The organism is Paenarthrobacter sp. NPDC056912, assembly GCF_042786555.1.
GTDB lineage: Bacteria > Actinomycetota > Actinomycetes > Actinomycetales > Micrococcaceae > Arthrobacter.
Genome location: NZ_JBHUCD010000009.1, coordinates 149,342 through 162,940 on the forward strand (window position 1 = coordinate 149,342; position 13,599 = coordinate 162,940).

The window sequence follows — 13,599 nt, forward strand, 5'->3', positions numbered from 1 at the left end:
AACAACGAGACAGCGGGCCAACAACGGGTTTACCGCAGGCTTTGGTCCGCGCAGTAGTCCAAATTCCGGTAGACGCTGCGAACGGCAGCCTCGGGGTCGTGGGCTTCCACGGCGTCCACCAGTTCGTCATGGCCTTCGCGGGGGATGCCGTTGAAGCCGCCCTTGCGCTGCTGGCGGAGGAGGTCATCGTGGAAGACGCCGCCAAAAGAAACGTAGAGCTGGCGGAGCAGCGGGTTCCCGGAAGCCTGGGCGACGCGTTCGTGGAAGTCCCAATCGGCGCGCGCCCACGCCGGGTAGTCCTCGGCCAGCCAGTGATCGTGGCGTAGTGCCAGGAGTCGCCGCATCTCGGCGATGTCCTCGGTGGTGGCATGCTTGCTGGCCAGGCGGGCAGCCTGGGTGTCGAGGCCAAGTCTGACTTCCACGATGTGCTCTTGGGTGTGCTCCAAATACATGCGCTGGGCTGCGCCGGACATCTCGCTGTTGGCCCGGACGTACGTGCCGTCTCCGCGGCGGACTTCGAGCATCCCGGAGTGCGCCAGCGCTTTGATGGCTTCGCGGAGGGTGCCGCGCGAAACGCCGAGGCTCGCCATGAGTTCTGGTTCTGCGGGGATGCGTTCCTGCAGGGGCCATTCACCGGATTTGATCATGTCCCGCAACTTTGCGGTGATCTCCTCGGCGAGGGCCGGGCGATGCGAAGGGGTAAGGGTCATGCTGTCCTCGGTCCGGTCTTGGTGGCAGTGCGCTTGCTCGTGAGCATGTGGCAGGTAACCATGAGCGCCACGGCCACGATGGACAGCAGGCTCAGGGGCAACACCCAGCCACCCGTAGCGCTGTGGAGCAGCCCCATGCCGAAGGGGCCAATTGCCGCAATCAAGTATCCCAGTGATTGGGCGATGGTGGAGAGTGCGGTGGTTTCCGCCGTCGAACGTCCGCTCCGGCTGATGATCACCAAAACCAGCGGGAAGATACCCAATCCGAACCCGAACAGAACGGCCGGAATAACGGCCAGGGAGGTCGGCAGCCAGATCATGGCGGCAATTGCCAGGAGTGTGGAGCTGCTGGCGAGATAAAGGGCGGGCCGCAGCATGCCGGGCCTGGAGCCGACTGCCAGGAGGATCATTCCGGCGGCAACCGACACCAACTGCATGACACCGAACTGCAGTCCGCTCTCGGAAGCGCTCAGGCCCTGTGAGGTGAGGATGTAGGCGAACCAGCTCATCACTGCGTAGGCAAGGAACGCCTGGAATGTGAAGATCGCGGTGATCAAAAGGCCAAGCCGGGTGCGCAGCAGGGGCCACATGGACACACGCGCCCGCTCGGTCTTGGTGGCATTCCGGTGGGAGTGGAGGACCACCGGCAGGAAACCCAGCAGGGCCGCGACGCCCAGAAATCCCCAGGCGGCCAGGCCCATGGACGGCGAGCCGAGCTGTTGGGCCAAAGGAACGCTGACGACTGCGGCGAAGGTGGCTCCGCCGGACATGGTGAAGGTGTAGAGGCCGGTCATCATGGACGTGCGCTCGGAGTAGTGCTCACGGATGAAGGACGGCATGGCAACGTTGCACACGGCCAGGCCGGACATGGCCAGGACCGTACCGCCAAGCAGGGCGCCCGTCACCGGAACACCGCGCAACAGCAAACCGCCGGCAAGCAGGGCCAGAGCTATGGCGATGGCCTTCTCAACGCCGACGCGGCGGGTGAGCCACGACGTTCCCATGCCCGCAACCGCGAAGCACAGCAGCGGGATGGACGGCAGGATCGAGGCGACCAAGGCGCCGTAGCCGAGGACCTGCTGCAGTTCGTGGAAAAGAGCCGCGGCGCTGGTGATGCCGGCGCGGAGGTTCAGTCCGATGAGCACCACGGCAATAATGCCGACGACGGCGACGACGCGCGTCTTGGGGACCGCCTGGGCAGATGCTGCCTGGGCGGTGGCAATCGTAGGGATGTTTCCTGTCGTGGGGGTAAGAGGGGTCGTCGCAGCCATATCTAAAGGTTAGACGTTTGACGTCTAATGTCTAGACTTCTGTGGCGAACCTCTCTGTGCGGTGCCTAGCGCGGGTTTCTGGAACCCAGCCGCTGCACGGCCAGGGCGAGCCAGAGCTGTACCCGGTCCTGCGTCTGGGACGGGTCGTAGCCAGTGAGCTCCGTGATCTGCGCCAAGCGGTACCGCACCGTGTTGCGGTGCAGCGTGAGGGCTTCGGCAACCGCCGCCACGGAGCCGTTATGGTTCAGGTAGCTTTCCAGGGTGGCCACCAGTTCGGCGCCGTGGGCGGAGTCGAACTTCCGCAGCGGGGTGAGCGACTCGCTGGCCATGTCCGCGAGGGGAACGTCCTCGCTCGCCAGCAGGAGGGACGTCAGGCTCAGCCGTTCCGGCTCGTTGACCGGCAAGCCGTGCGCCACGGCGTCGCGCGCTTCAAAGTAGCTCCAACGCAAGCCGTTCGGCTTGGTGTAGGCGCCGCCGATCCCGATCAACGCATGGATTCCGGCCTCCTGCAGATGGTCGCTGAGGCTCTTGGCCAGGTCCGTGGCCGAGCTGCCGTCGTCGCTGATGACAGTGACCAGGTCCTTACCGACGACGGCGCTGACGCCGGCTTCGAGCGCTTGGGGCAACGAAATGCTGATCAGTTGTTTGTGGTGTGCCGCGGACTCGGCCACGAGCACCACGTTCTTGCGCGTGCTGTTGATGCCCACGCCAGCCAGGCGACGCGCGGCCTCGATGGTCTCCAGGGTGCCGTGAATGACGTCGTCCAGCACTTGGCCGGCCATGGCGCGCTGCGACTGGCGCTGCTTGACCATATTGTTGAGCTCCACGCTGATGAGGTTCTGCGCGTAGCTCACAATCCCGGAATCGACGAACGGTTGCCGCAGCCACAGAGTGCAGGCATCCCTGCGGCCGGTGGGAATCGGATACGAAGCCCAGCCATCCGCCGTCGGGGCCGGCTTTCCCACCACGCTGTTGTAAAGCTGCGCGCTGAACTGTGTGAGCACCACATCAGTGCGGAGCATGCTGCCGAGTTGCTTGAGGAGTTCGTTCAGGCCACCGCCAGTGAGGAGTGAGCGTGCCAGGATCTGGTGCCCGGCCAGGAGCCGCTCCAGGTTGGAGTAGTGGTCCGCGGAGTGCGACTCGGCCACGAGTTTGCCGATCGCGATGAAGGGAATCTCATAAGGCACCTCCACCAACGGCAAGCCCCACCGGTTGGCTTCGGCGATGAGCGCATCCGGAACGGACTCGTGGGTGAGGCCGATGCCGAAGCCGATTCCCACTGCACCCGCACGCTGGACCTGACGGACGAACCGCCTCTGATCCGCGGCGCTCTTGAGTCGCAATCCCGTAGTGAGCACCAATTCGCCGCCGCTGAGGAATCGCTGGGGATCTTCCAGCTCCGTCACCGCTACCCAACTGATGTCCTGGTTCAGCGTGGTGTCCGAAAGGCCGGATTGCCGGAGTTTCAGGGAGGGGACAGCGACGAGCGAAGCGAGGGACATTGCCATGCTTAAAAGCTTAACCCGGCGCTGGTCAAGCGCACTAAGCGGCGGCTTCTTCTGTGTGCAGCTGACTATTCCTTGGATACCCTCCCTGGCATAGGCTCTGATCAGTTAAACCCAAGCCCAGACACCGAAAGAGGGTTGCACACCGTGGTTCAAACCTTGCAAAACTTCATCAATGGCGAATTCGTCACACCGGCAGGTACGGGTCTTCTGGACATCGTGAACCCGGCCACCGGGGACGTTGTCGCAAAATCGCCCATTTCGGTGCAGGCTGACGTCGACGCCGCAATGACCGCCGCCAACGAGGCCTTCAAGTCGTGGAAGAAGGCAACCCCTGGCCAGCGCCAGCTGATGTTGCTCAAGCTTGCCGACGCCGTGGAGGCCAACAGCGACGAACTCGTCGAAGCCCAGCACCGCAACACCGGCCAGGTCCGTTCGCTGATCGCCTCCGAGGAAGTTGCCGCCGGCGCAGACCAGCTCCGCTTCTTCGCCGGTGCTGCACGCATCATTGAAGGCAAGTCCGCAGGCGAGTACTTCGAGGGCCACACCTCCTACGTGCGCCGCGAACCGATCGGCGTCGTCGCTCAGGTTGCTCCGTGGAACTACCCGTTCCTCATGGCCATCTGGAAGATCGGCCCCGCCTTGGCTGCCGGCAACACGGTTGTCCTGAAGCCGTCCGACACCACCCCGGAATCCACGCTGGTGCTGGCCCGCCTCGCCGGCGAGATCTTCCCGGCCGGCGTTCTCAACGTTGTCCTCGGCACCGGCGAAACCGGCGCCATGATGGTTGACCACAAGGTCCCCGGCTTGGTTTCCATCACCGGTTCCGTCCGCGCAGGCATCGCAGTTGCCAGCGGCGCAGCCAAGGGCCTCAAGCGTGCCCACCTGGAACTTGGCGGCAAGGCTCCGGCCATCGTCTTCAAGGATGCCGACATCAAGAAGAGCGCAGCGGCCATCGCCGAGTTCGCCTTCTTCAACGCCGGCCAGGACTGCACGGCCATCACCCGCGTGCTGATCGAGGATTCGGTCCACGACGACGTCGTGGCAGCCATGGTGGAGCACACCAAGACCCTGCAGACCGGTTCGCAGAACGACGAAGACAACTACTTCGGCCCGCTCAACAACGTGAACCACTTCAACGCCGTCACCTCCGTGGTGGAGCACCTTCCGGCGAACTGCAAGATCGAGACCGGTGGCCACCGTGCAGGCGAGAAGGGCTTCTTCTTCGAGCCCACCATCATCACCGGCGCCAAGCAGACCGACGACATCGTGCAGAAGGAAACCTTCGGCCCGGTCATTACGGTGCAGAAGTTCAGCACCGAAGAAGAAGCGCTCGAACTGGCCAACGACGTCGAATACGCCTTGGCTTCCAGCGTGTGGACCACGGACCACGGCACGGCCATGCGCATGAGCCGCGACCTGGACTTCGGTGCGGTCTGGATCAACACTCACATCCTCCTGACGGCAGAGATGCCGCACGGCGGCTTCAAGCAGTCCGGCTACGGCAAGGACCTCTCCATGTACGGCGTCGAGGACTACACGCGCATCAAGCACGTGATGAGTGCATTGGATGCATAACGCAGTCGCGTAACGCGTTCGCGTAACCCGTACGAATTTCCCAGAAAGGCAACCACCCCATGACCACCACCGCGAACGAACTCTCGTACCGCATCGAGCAGAAGCGCAACATCAACGGCGCCTTCCCCGGGCCCAAGTCGCAGGCACTGGCCGAGCGTCGCTCCGCAGTCGTTGCTGCCGGCGTCGCCTCGGGCGTCCCCGTCTACGTTGAAGACGCCGACGGCGGCATCATCCGCGACGTCGACGGCAACTCCTTCATCGACCTCGGCTCCGGCATCGCCGTGACCAGCGTCGGCGCGTCCGACCCCGCCGTCGTCGCCGCCGTCCAGGAAGCTGCTGCACACTTCACGCACACCTGCTTCATGGTCACCCCGTACGAGGGCTACGTTGCAGTTGCCGAGCAGCTCAACCGCCTCACCCCGGGCGACCACGCCAAGCGCACCGTGCTGTTCAACTCCGGCGCTGAAGCCGTGGAGAACGCCGTCAAGGTTGCACGCCTGGCCACCGGCCGCGACGCCGTGGTTGCTTTCGACCACGCCTACCACGGCCGCACCAACCTGACCATGGCTCTGACCGCCAAGGCCATGCCGTACAAGACCAACTTCGGCCCGTTCGCGCCCGAGGTCTACCGCATGCCCATGAGCTACCCGTTCCGTGAAGAGAACCCGGAAATCACCGGTGCCGAGGCAGCCAAGCGCGCCATCACCATGATCGAGAAGCAGATCGGTGGCGACCAGGTTGCCGCGATCATCATCGAACCCATCCAGGGCGAAGGCGGCTTCATCGTTCCGGCCGAAGGCTTCCTGCCGGCACTGTCCGCATGGGCCAAGGAAAAGGGCATCGTCTTCATCGCCGACGAGGTCCAGTCCGGCTTCTGCCGCACGGGCGAATGGTTCGCCGTTGACCACGAAGGTGTTGTCCCGGACATCATCACCATGGCCAAGGGCATCGCCGGCGGCCTCCCGCTGTCCGCGATCACCGGCCGCGCCGACCTGCTCGACGCCGTTCACCCGGGCGGCCTCGGCGGCACCTACGGTGGCAACCCGGTTGCTTGCGCAGCAGCACTGGCTGCCATCGACACCATGGAACAGCACGACCTCAACGGCCGCGCCCGCCACATCGAAGAGCTCGCCCTGGGCAAGCTCCGCGAACTGGCTGCTGATGTTTCCGTGGTTGGCGACATCCGTGGCCGCGGCGCCATGCTGGCCATCGAATTGGTCGTCCCCGGCTCGAAGGAACCCAACGCCGAGCTCACCAAGGCCGTTGCCGCTGCTTGCCTCAAGGAAGGTGTCATCATCCTGACCTGTGGCACCTACGGCAACGTGATCCGCCTCCTCCCGCCGCTGGTCATCAACGACGAGCTGCTCCTCGACGGCCTCGAGGTCCTCGCCGCAGCCATCAAGGCCAACGCGTAACCCTTACCGCCAACACAGGAGGAGGGCCGGGATTTTTCCCGGCCCTCCTCTTTTGTCCCGCCCAGGCATCCCGAGTTCGCGGGAACCTGCCCAGTTCGTGGGAGCTTTGCCTGCGATCTCGCACTCTTCCCGCGAACTCGGCGCGTGTGCTCGACGGCGGCCCTGGGCTAGGTGCCGAGTGTCAGGTTCTTCTGGTGGCCATGTCCGTCGAGCTGGACTTCGATGACGAGCGGACTGGTGCTGACCAAGGCCACGCCGTCATCGGCCTGCTCCAGCGTGCGCCACTGAGAGCCAGGCAGCGTGACCCTGACCGAGGCTTGCGTGCGCGAGGGATCTGCCACGGACAGAGTGAGCTGGTCTCCAACCTGGCGGGCAGCGATGGTGCAGGGCCCGGAGGCCGTGTAGCCGCCGCCAACGCCTGCGGCGAAGAAATTGGCCAGGACCAGTTTTTCCTTCGGCACTTCCACCATCTGTAGCTCTGCCGAGTTGGCCAGGACCTTCACGTCCGGGTTGGCCGACTGGGAGAACGTGGTGGAGTGGGCTGCGGCAGGCAGCACCATGTACGCGTAGCCGGAACCTGCCGGATCCACGCCATGCCGGTGCGTGACGGTGACGTAGTCCCGGGTGACAGGATCGGTTGATCCGCCGGTGTCTGCTCCGGAGTTCACGTCGAACCAGCTACCCGTTCGGCGGACCACGGCCACGTCCGGTGCGCCCGAAACCCCCGGCGCGTCCAGGAACACATAGCCGCCGTGGCCTTCAATGTGCACAGACCGCTTGAGCTTCACGGCCGCGTCCCCTGGTGCCATGCGGCGATTCCGGGAATCGGTCCGCAACGCAGGCACGGTTCCTGTCGCGAAGGCCCTGTTCTCCACCGTGGTCTGGACTCCAGCGCCACCTGTGCCGGTGATGCCGGCGCCCAGGCAGACCACGGCATCATCCAGGAAGAACCAGGACTTCCTGCCGGACAGGGTCTTGTTGTGGTTGAGGTGGTCCATGCCGATGACGCCCCACCGTTGGTCCACTGTGAGGCCGCCGGCGAAGGCTTGGAAAGCCCGCGGGATACCTGTGCCTGCCCCGCCCGCTCCGCTTGCCCGGACCTGATCGTTGACGGTGGTTCCGGGCAGGGCGTAGGGATCAGCGGTGGGCCAGAAGTCTGCGCTGAACTGGGACGGATCCTGCCGCGTATAGAGGAAGGTCATGCCGTCGCCCTGGTACCAGCCGAGGTTGTTCTCGCTGTTGCCCCACTCGTACCTGCCGATGCGCTTGGAAGACAGGTTCACCGTGCAGCCCCACTGTGGACGGTGGTGCACCAGCCGGTCCTGATCGGCAAACATCCGGCTGTAGACCGGAGCCGGCGCCGAGACAACGGAGGCGTCGGAGAGGACTCCCAGGGACAGCAAGGACTTCGCCAGGCTTTGGCTTGGATGCCCCACCAGTTTCTGGTCTGCGCAGCGTTCCAGCCAGCCCTTGGCCAGCGCCAGGAAACGGGAACGGTACGGCTCCTCGCAGCCCGGTGCCAACAGCAGCACAGCGGAGATCAGGCCGAAGCCGCTGACGTAGTCGGGTTCCCGTTGGCGGGAGACGGCGCGGCCTCTAACGGTGTCCATGATCCGGCCATCCCACACGAACGGGGCATAGGTGTCTTCCACTGCGTCAAGGAGTACGGATTGTTTCGGGTCATTGACCGCCCATGTGCTCCCACCGAGCATCGCTATGATCTCGGCAATTCCCGCCAGGGCCACCACGCCATAGGTCCCGGCGTACGGAAGATAGCTGTGCTGCACGAAGGAGCCATCGGTATAGAAACCGTCGCCGCTGGTCACATAGGTGAACACACTGTTGACTCCGCCGCGGACGGTGTCACTCAAGGCGTCCCTGCCCAAGGCGATCTCGTCTGCGTTGTTGTCCAGGATGCCGCGCATGCAGCACGCCAGGGACTTGTCCACGCGGTTGGCACCCGTCTCCGCGAAGGATGTAGCACGACCACGCCAATTCGGGTTGGGCGCGAACCAGCGGACTGCTGCCAGCAAGGACGTGCGCAGGGTTTCGGGGACCTCGGTATAAAGCAGGGTCAAGATATCCACGGCTTTTCGGGGGACGCCGATTTCCCAGAACCACCAGTTGCCCGCGGCCTTCGTGGAAGGTTTGTACGCCGTGTCGTTCAGGAATTGCAGGCCAGCCACAATGTCGGCGGCCAGGTCCGGGTTTCCGGCGAAGGGGTTGCCCGGCACTGCGTAGCCCAAGGCCATGTCATAGAGGCGGTTGAAGTGCAGGCCCATGTTGCCGGTGGCAGCTGTGGACTGTCCGATGCCCGTCAGCGGAATGTCGCTCCACAAAGACGTCCGTGCCGGGGCTTTGTCCATGGAAGTCCACCATTTTTCAGTGGTCTTGCCCATTCCTTCGAGCTGCGCCGCGAGTTCCGGGACGTCAGCCGCGCTCTGGCCGCCAGTGAGTACCAGGCGCCGGCGGTTGATGAGTTCCTGTAGCCCGCCGGCGGGGGAGGCAAACGAAGGTCCGGCCTGCGCGAGCAGTGCACCGGCAAGTGCGGTCGCACCCACGGTGCGGAAGAGGGTCCTGCGGCTCATGGTGGGTCCTGTGAAGTTCAAAACTGCTCCGTTCATGCCACCCGACTGGCTGGCAGTAGTGGTTGTTCCCAGCGTTGGGAACAACCACTACTGCGAGTTACTTGGGTGGCTGGGGGTGATGGGATTTCCGCAACTTTATGTCCGGTTCCCGGGCCCCTCAACAGAAATGAACAGAAGTGCTCAGGACCTGTTGGGAGGGGACACCGAATCCCGGATGACGATGTGCGTACCAACGGTGAGGGTGTTGTCAGAGGAGGCTCCGGCGTCGTGCGGTGTCTGGGCCAGCGCAAGGCGGACTGCCTCGCGGCCCAGTTCTTCGAGCGGAACGCGCACCGTGGTGAGCCGTGGGCGCAGCTCGCTGGCCACGGGAACGTCGTCGTAGCCAACCACCGAAATATCCTGCGGGACCCGGATGCCGCGTTCCTCCAGCGCCTCCAGGATGCCGGCGGCTACGAGGTCATTGGCGCCGAAGACGGCCGTGAAACCCAGGTCCTGGTCCAGAAGTTCGCGCATGCGGCTGTAGCCGAAGCCGCGGCCAAAGGCGCCTTCGTGGACCAAGGCGGGGTCCCGTTCGATCCCTCGCGCGTCCAGGGCGCGGTAGAAACCGGCCAACCGGGACGCCGTCGTCGAAAAATCACGCGGGCCACCGACGTAAAGGATCCTGCGGTGCCCCTGCGAGATGAGGTAGTCGGTGATGGCGAAGGCGCCTCCTTCGTTGTCGTAGGTGACCATCTTGGTGGGGACGCCCGGGCCCAGTGATGGGCGTCCGCACAGAACCAGCGACGAGCCGGCCGCTGCGAGTGCGCGGGCGCGGTCCGCCATTTGTTTGCGATACCGGGGGTCGTCGGAGGCGCCGCCCACCACAATGACCGCATCGGTCCGCTGCTCCCGCATGAGGTCAACCAGCGCAAGCTCGCGTTCCTTGTCCCCATGGGTGGCGGTGATGAGGCAAAGCCGCCCCTCAGCGCTCGCTTGGCGTTCCACGCCACGGGCAATGTAGGCGAAGAAGGGATCGGCGACGTCGTTGATGATGATGCCAACGGTGCGCGTGGTGGCACCCGCCAAGGCCCGGGCATGGGCGTTGGCCACATAGCCCAAATCCGTCACTGAACGGAGGATGCGCTCACGCGTGGCCTTTGCCACGGGGTAGTTTCCGCTCAGTGCCCGTGAAACCGTGGCCACTGACACGCCTGCGGCCTGCGCGACGTCGGCGATGGTGGCGCCGCTGCCGCCGCGGGCATGGTTTGAAGCTGTGGGGGAGTTGTTGTCAGTCACTAGGCGATTCTCGCAAGATCCGCGGCCAATACCGGATAGGCCAAGGGCAAGCCCTCGCTCAATCGGCGGACTTCCATCACGGCGTGGCTGCCCAAACGGTGGATCTCGTTGCCCATTGCCCCGGCAATGTGGGGAGTAAGCACCACATTGGGGAGCGTGTGCAGCACTGAGTCTGCCGGCAAGGGCTCGGGGACTGTGACGTCAAGATACGCGTCGAGGCGGCCGGAAACGAGTTCTGCCGTCAGGGCTGCGGCATCGATCAAGGCACCACGGGCTGTGTTGATGACCAGCGTTCCGTCCTTCATGAGGCGCAACTGCCGGGCACCGATGATGCCGCGCGTCTCGGTGATGTCAGGCGCGTGGACGCTGACGACGTCGGACAGTGCGCACAGTTGGTCCAGCGCGACTGATTCCACTCCAAGGTTTGAGGCCTCGACGGCGTCAAGATAGGGATCGTAGACCAGCACCCTGGCGTCGAGGTTCTTGAGCAATCCGATCACCTGGCGTCCGACGCGGGAGGCTCCCACCAAGCCGATGGTGACGCCGTTGGTTCCGATGGGCGGGAAGCCGGCAGCATTGCGGGAGGCTCCGGTGGCGCGCAGCTGTTCGCTGAACCGGCGCGCCCGTTTGAGGCCCATGACTATTGCGGCGAACGTGAACTCCGCCACCGGAACGGCGTTGGCTGCCGCCGACGACGACACCTGGATCCCGCGTGCATAGACCTCGGGCGACAAGAACGTCTTGACCGTTCCTGCCGCATGGACGATGCAACGCAGGCGTGGCAGGTGGTCCAGCACGAAGGAATCAATGGTGGGTGCGCCCCATCCGGTGATGAGGAGTTCCGCGTCGGCAAGGAGCTCGAAGGCGCCCGGGACAGTGAAATCGGCTACTGGCTCCGCATCCGGCAGGGTGACGATTCCACGCAGCCGGGCGAGGTCCTCAGGGCTGAACAGGGTGGGCAGGTTGTTGCGGCCCATCACGAACGCAGCCTTGATAGTGCCGGCCTGCTGGTGGTTGGTGGTCACTGCGGGTTCCATCCAGTTCATAGGTAGAAAACTATAGAAAGCGTTTGCTATCGAAAATCAGAGTAGAGGCGTGGTTGAAGGGCTGTCAATCCTGAATTCTCAGCAAATGCGGGCTGAATGGCGTGTTATTGACATCACACAATTCTCATGGGTACCTTGTTCTCCATAGTAAACGCTTACTATTTCAAGCCGTAGAGCGCGGAGAGCGCCGGGCCACTCCACATCCGCCACCAACGGCGCACACAGAGGAAATACATGAGCAGCAACAGCCAGACCCTTACACCCAAGGCGTCGCACGACGTCGGCGGGCCGGCCCCGGTGGCGGACGGCCGCCGTCGTGGTCGATCGCCCGCGGCACAAGACCCGGCGCGGGACAGAACGAAAAGCCTCATGGCCCGGATCCGACGCGACAAGGTCATGTTGCTGTTGATCGCGCCGGGCTTCCTGTACTTCGTGGTGTTCCACTACGTCCCGCTGGCCGGCAACATCATCGCGTTCCTGGACTACAAGCCCTACCTCGGTTTCGTGGACAGCGTCTGGGTGGGCCTGGACAACTTCGCGGCCATGTTCCAGGACGGCGCCTTCTGGGAAGCCCTGCGGAACACTTTGGTGATCACCGGACTGCAGTTGGCGTTGTTCTTCCCTGTACCCATTTGCTTGGCCTTGCTGCTGAACAGCATCGTTTCCAACAAGATCCGGAAGTTCGTGCAGGGCGTGGTCTACCTGCCGCACTTCATCGGCTGGGTGATCATTGTGGCCGTCTTCTCGGAGGTCCTAGGGGCCACGGGAGCGGTTCCCCACCTGCTGGAGAACCTGGGCCTTCCGCGCTTCGACGCCATGACCACACCCGAGTTCTTCCCCTTTCTGGTCACCATCCAGTCCATCTGGAAGGACGCCGGCTGGGGCACCATCATCTTCCTGGCAGCCCTCATGAACGTGGATCAGGAGCTCTACGAGGCCGCGGCCGTGGATGGAGCGAACGCACGACACCGGCTGTGGCACATCACCCTCCCGGGGATCATGCCCGTCATCGTCCTGCTGCTCATCCTCAACCTGGGCAGCATCCTGTCCGTCGGTTTCGAACAGATCGTTCTACAGCGGGACAACGTGGGACCCGGCGCCGGAGAAGTGCTGGATACGTATGTGTACTTCCACGGCATCCAGGACGGCCAATGGGGTCCCGCGGCGGCCGTAGGACTGGTGAAGGGCATTGTCGGCCTGATCCTGGTGCTCGGCGCCAACAAGCTGGCCCATCTCTTTGGACAGGAAGGTGTCTATTCCAATGGCAAATCCAAGTAGCACGATGGTGACCGGCCTGGGCCGCCGCCCAAAGAACCGCCCGAAGAACAAGGACACCCGTCCGGTCTGGATGGAGAAACCCAAGACGGCCGTCCAGGTTTCCAAGGTCATTGCCTTGGTGGTCATCTGCTTCCTGGCCCTGTACCCGCTGTTGGCCGTCCTGGCCACCAGCCTTTCCAGCCAAAGCGAGATCGCCAACAACAACGGACTGGTCCTCTTCCCGAAAGAGCCCACGTTCGCTGCCTACCAAACCATCTTTGCCGGCGGCGTTGTGACTGATGCGTTGATCCGCTCACTGCTTATCACCACGATCGGCACGGCTCTTTCACTGATCGTCACGGTGGCCATGGCCTATGGCCTCAGCCGGCGTGACCTAGTGGGCGGGCGCTTCTTCCTCATGACGGCACTGTTCACCATGCTCTTCAGCCCGGGCATCATCCCCAGCTTCCTCATGGTCAAGGAGCTTGGCCTCCTGGACAGCTACGCGGCGCTGGTGCTGCCCACTTTGATGAGCGCGTTCAACCTGGTGGTGGTCCGGTCCTTCTTCATGAACCTCCCGCAGGAACTGTTCGAGGCCGCGAAGATCGACGGCGCGGGGGACTTCCGGATCCTGGTCCAGATGGTGCTGCCACTCTCGCGAGGCGTGCTGGCCGTCGTCGGACTCTTCTACGCGGTGGGCTACTGGAACGCGTTCTTCAACGCGATGCTCTACCTGAACGACGACAAGTGGCCGCTGTCCATGATTCTTCGTCAATACGTCCTTCTCGGACAGCCCATGGGCGACTCCGCAGTAGCCGAGATCGCGGTGCCGTCGCAGGCGATCCAGATGGCCGTCGTCGTGATTTCACTGATCCCCATCGTGATCGTGTTCCCGTTCCTCCAGCGGTACTTCACCAAGGGCGTCCTCACCGGCGCCATCAAAGGCTAGTCAAA

At 63.9% G+C, this 13,599-nt stretch carries 10 protein-coding genes; 4 read left to right on the forward strand and 6 right to left on the reverse strand.

Annotated features, from left to right (window positions below):
* Positions 1-29 precede the first annotated feature (29 nt).
* The 3 genes from ACFRJ9_RS11995 to ACFRJ9_RS12005 all read right to left on the reverse strand — a co-directional run bounded on the left by ACFRJ9_RS11995 (position 30) and on the right by ACFRJ9_RS12005 (position 3,489).
* Positions 30-710, reverse strand: a complete 681-nt coding sequence (locus tag ACFRJ9_RS11995; RefSeq protein WP_377667940.1) for a FadR/GntR family transcriptional regulator — start codon at positions 708-710, stop codon at positions 30-32.
* Complete coding sequence (locus tag ACFRJ9_RS12000; protein ID WP_377667943.1) at positions 707-1,981, reverse strand: MFS transporter; 1,275 nt, start codon at positions 1,979-1,981, stop codon at positions 707-709. The genes ACFRJ9_RS11995 and ACFRJ9_RS12000 overlap by 4 nt, the downstream gene beginning before the upstream one ends.
* 65 nt (positions 1,982-2,046) lie before the next feature.
* Positions 2,047-3,489, reverse strand: a complete 1,443-nt coding sequence (locus ACFRJ9_RS12005) for a PucR family transcriptional regulator (protein ID WP_377667946.1) — start codon at positions 3,487-3,489, stop codon at positions 2,047-2,049.
* 144 nt (positions 3,490-3,633) lie between these two features.
* Between ACFRJ9_RS12005 and ACFRJ9_RS12010 the strand changes: the two genes are divergently transcribed.
* Together ACFRJ9_RS12010 and gabT are read left to right on the forward strand one after the other, a co-directional pair.
* On the forward strand, positions 3,634-5,064 hold the full coding sequence (locus ACFRJ9_RS12010) for a gamma-aminobutyraldehyde dehydrogenase (protein ID WP_377667948.1): 1,431 nt from the start codon (positions 3,634-3,636) through the stop codon (positions 5,062-5,064).
* 59 nt (positions 5,065-5,123) lie between these two features.
* Complete coding sequence (gene gabT / locus ACFRJ9_RS12015; RefSeq protein ID WP_377667950.1) at positions 5,124-6,479, forward strand: 4-aminobutyrate--2-oxoglutarate transaminase; 1,356 nt, start codon at positions 5,124-5,126, stop codon at positions 6,477-6,479.
* A 167-nt stretch (positions 6,480-6,646) separates the two neighbouring features.
* On the opposite strand, the gene ACFRJ9_RS12020 is transcribed toward gabT, so the two are convergent.
* From ACFRJ9_RS12020 to ACFRJ9_RS12030, 3 genes are all read right to left on the reverse strand, one after another.
* Entirely contained in the window at positions 6,647-9,067 is a 2,421-nt protein-coding gene (locus ACFRJ9_RS12020; RefSeq protein WP_377667953.1) for a polysaccharide lyase 8 family protein, read from the reverse strand.
* Between the two features lie 180 nt (positions 9,068-9,247).
* Complete coding sequence (locus ACFRJ9_RS12025) at positions 9,248-10,342, reverse strand: LacI family DNA-binding transcriptional regulator (RefSeq protein ID WP_377667956.1); 1,095 nt, start codon at positions 10,340-10,342, stop codon at positions 9,248-9,250.
* Positions 10,342-11,388 (reverse strand): hydroxyacid dehydrogenase, encoded by a 1,047-nt coding sequence (locus tag ACFRJ9_RS12030; protein WP_377667958.1) that lies wholly within the window; start codon positions 11,386-11,388, stop codon positions 10,342-10,344. The genes ACFRJ9_RS12025 and ACFRJ9_RS12030 overlap by 1 nt, the downstream gene beginning before the upstream one ends.
* Positions 11,389-11,622: 234 nt before the next feature.
* On the opposite strand from ACFRJ9_RS12030, the gene ACFRJ9_RS12035 reads away from it, so the two are divergent.
* Both ACFRJ9_RS12035 and ACFRJ9_RS12040 read left to right on the forward strand, forming a co-directional pair.
* A complete protein-coding gene (locus ACFRJ9_RS12035) occupies positions 11,623-12,666 on the forward strand; it encodes an ABC transporter permease (protein ID WP_377667961.1) in 1,044 nt (347 codons plus the stop codon).
* Positions 12,650-13,594 (forward strand): carbohydrate ABC transporter permease, encoded by a 945-nt coding sequence (locus ACFRJ9_RS12040; RefSeq protein WP_377667964.1) that lies wholly within the window; start codon positions 12,650-12,652, stop codon positions 13,592-13,594. The genes ACFRJ9_RS12035 and ACFRJ9_RS12040 overlap by 17 nt, the downstream gene beginning before the upstream one ends.
* Positions 13,595-13,599: the final 5 nt, after the last annotated feature.

What these genes read in the sequence shown, in the direction of transcription:
- ACFRJ9_RS11995 (WP_377667940.1), bottom strand. Translation starts at nt 710, where the DNA reads ATGACCCTTACCCCTTCGCATCGCCCGGCCCTCGCCGAGGAGATCACC.
- ACFRJ9_RS12000 (WP_377667943.1), bottom strand. Translation starts at nt 1,981, where the DNA reads ATGGCTGCGACGACCCCTCTTACCCCCACGACAGGAAACATCCCTACG.
- ACFRJ9_RS12005 (WP_377667946.1), bottom strand. Translation starts at nt 3,489, where the DNA reads ATGGCAATGTCCCTCGCTTCGCTCGTCGCTGTCCCCTCCCTGAAACTC.
- gabT (WP_377667950.1), top strand. Translation starts at nt 5,124, where the DNA reads ATGACCACCACCGCGAACGAACTCTCGTACCGCATCGAGCAGAAGCGC.
- ACFRJ9_RS12020 (WP_377667953.1), bottom strand. Translation starts at nt 9,067, where the DNA reads ATGAGCCGCAGGACCCTCTTCCGCACCGTGGGTGCGACCGCACTTGCC.
- ACFRJ9_RS12030 (WP_377667958.1), bottom strand. Translation starts at nt 11,388, where the DNA reads ATGAACTGGATGGAACCCGCAGTGACCACCAACCACCAGCAGGCCGGC.
- ACFRJ9_RS12035 (WP_377667961.1), top strand. Translation starts at nt 11,623, where the DNA reads ATGAGCAGCAACAGCCAGACCCTTACACCCAAGGCGTCGCACGACGTC.
- ACFRJ9_RS12040 (WP_377667964.1), top strand. Translation starts at nt 12,650, where the DNA reads ATGGCAAATCCAAGTAGCACGATGGTGACCGGCCTGGGCCGCCGCCCA.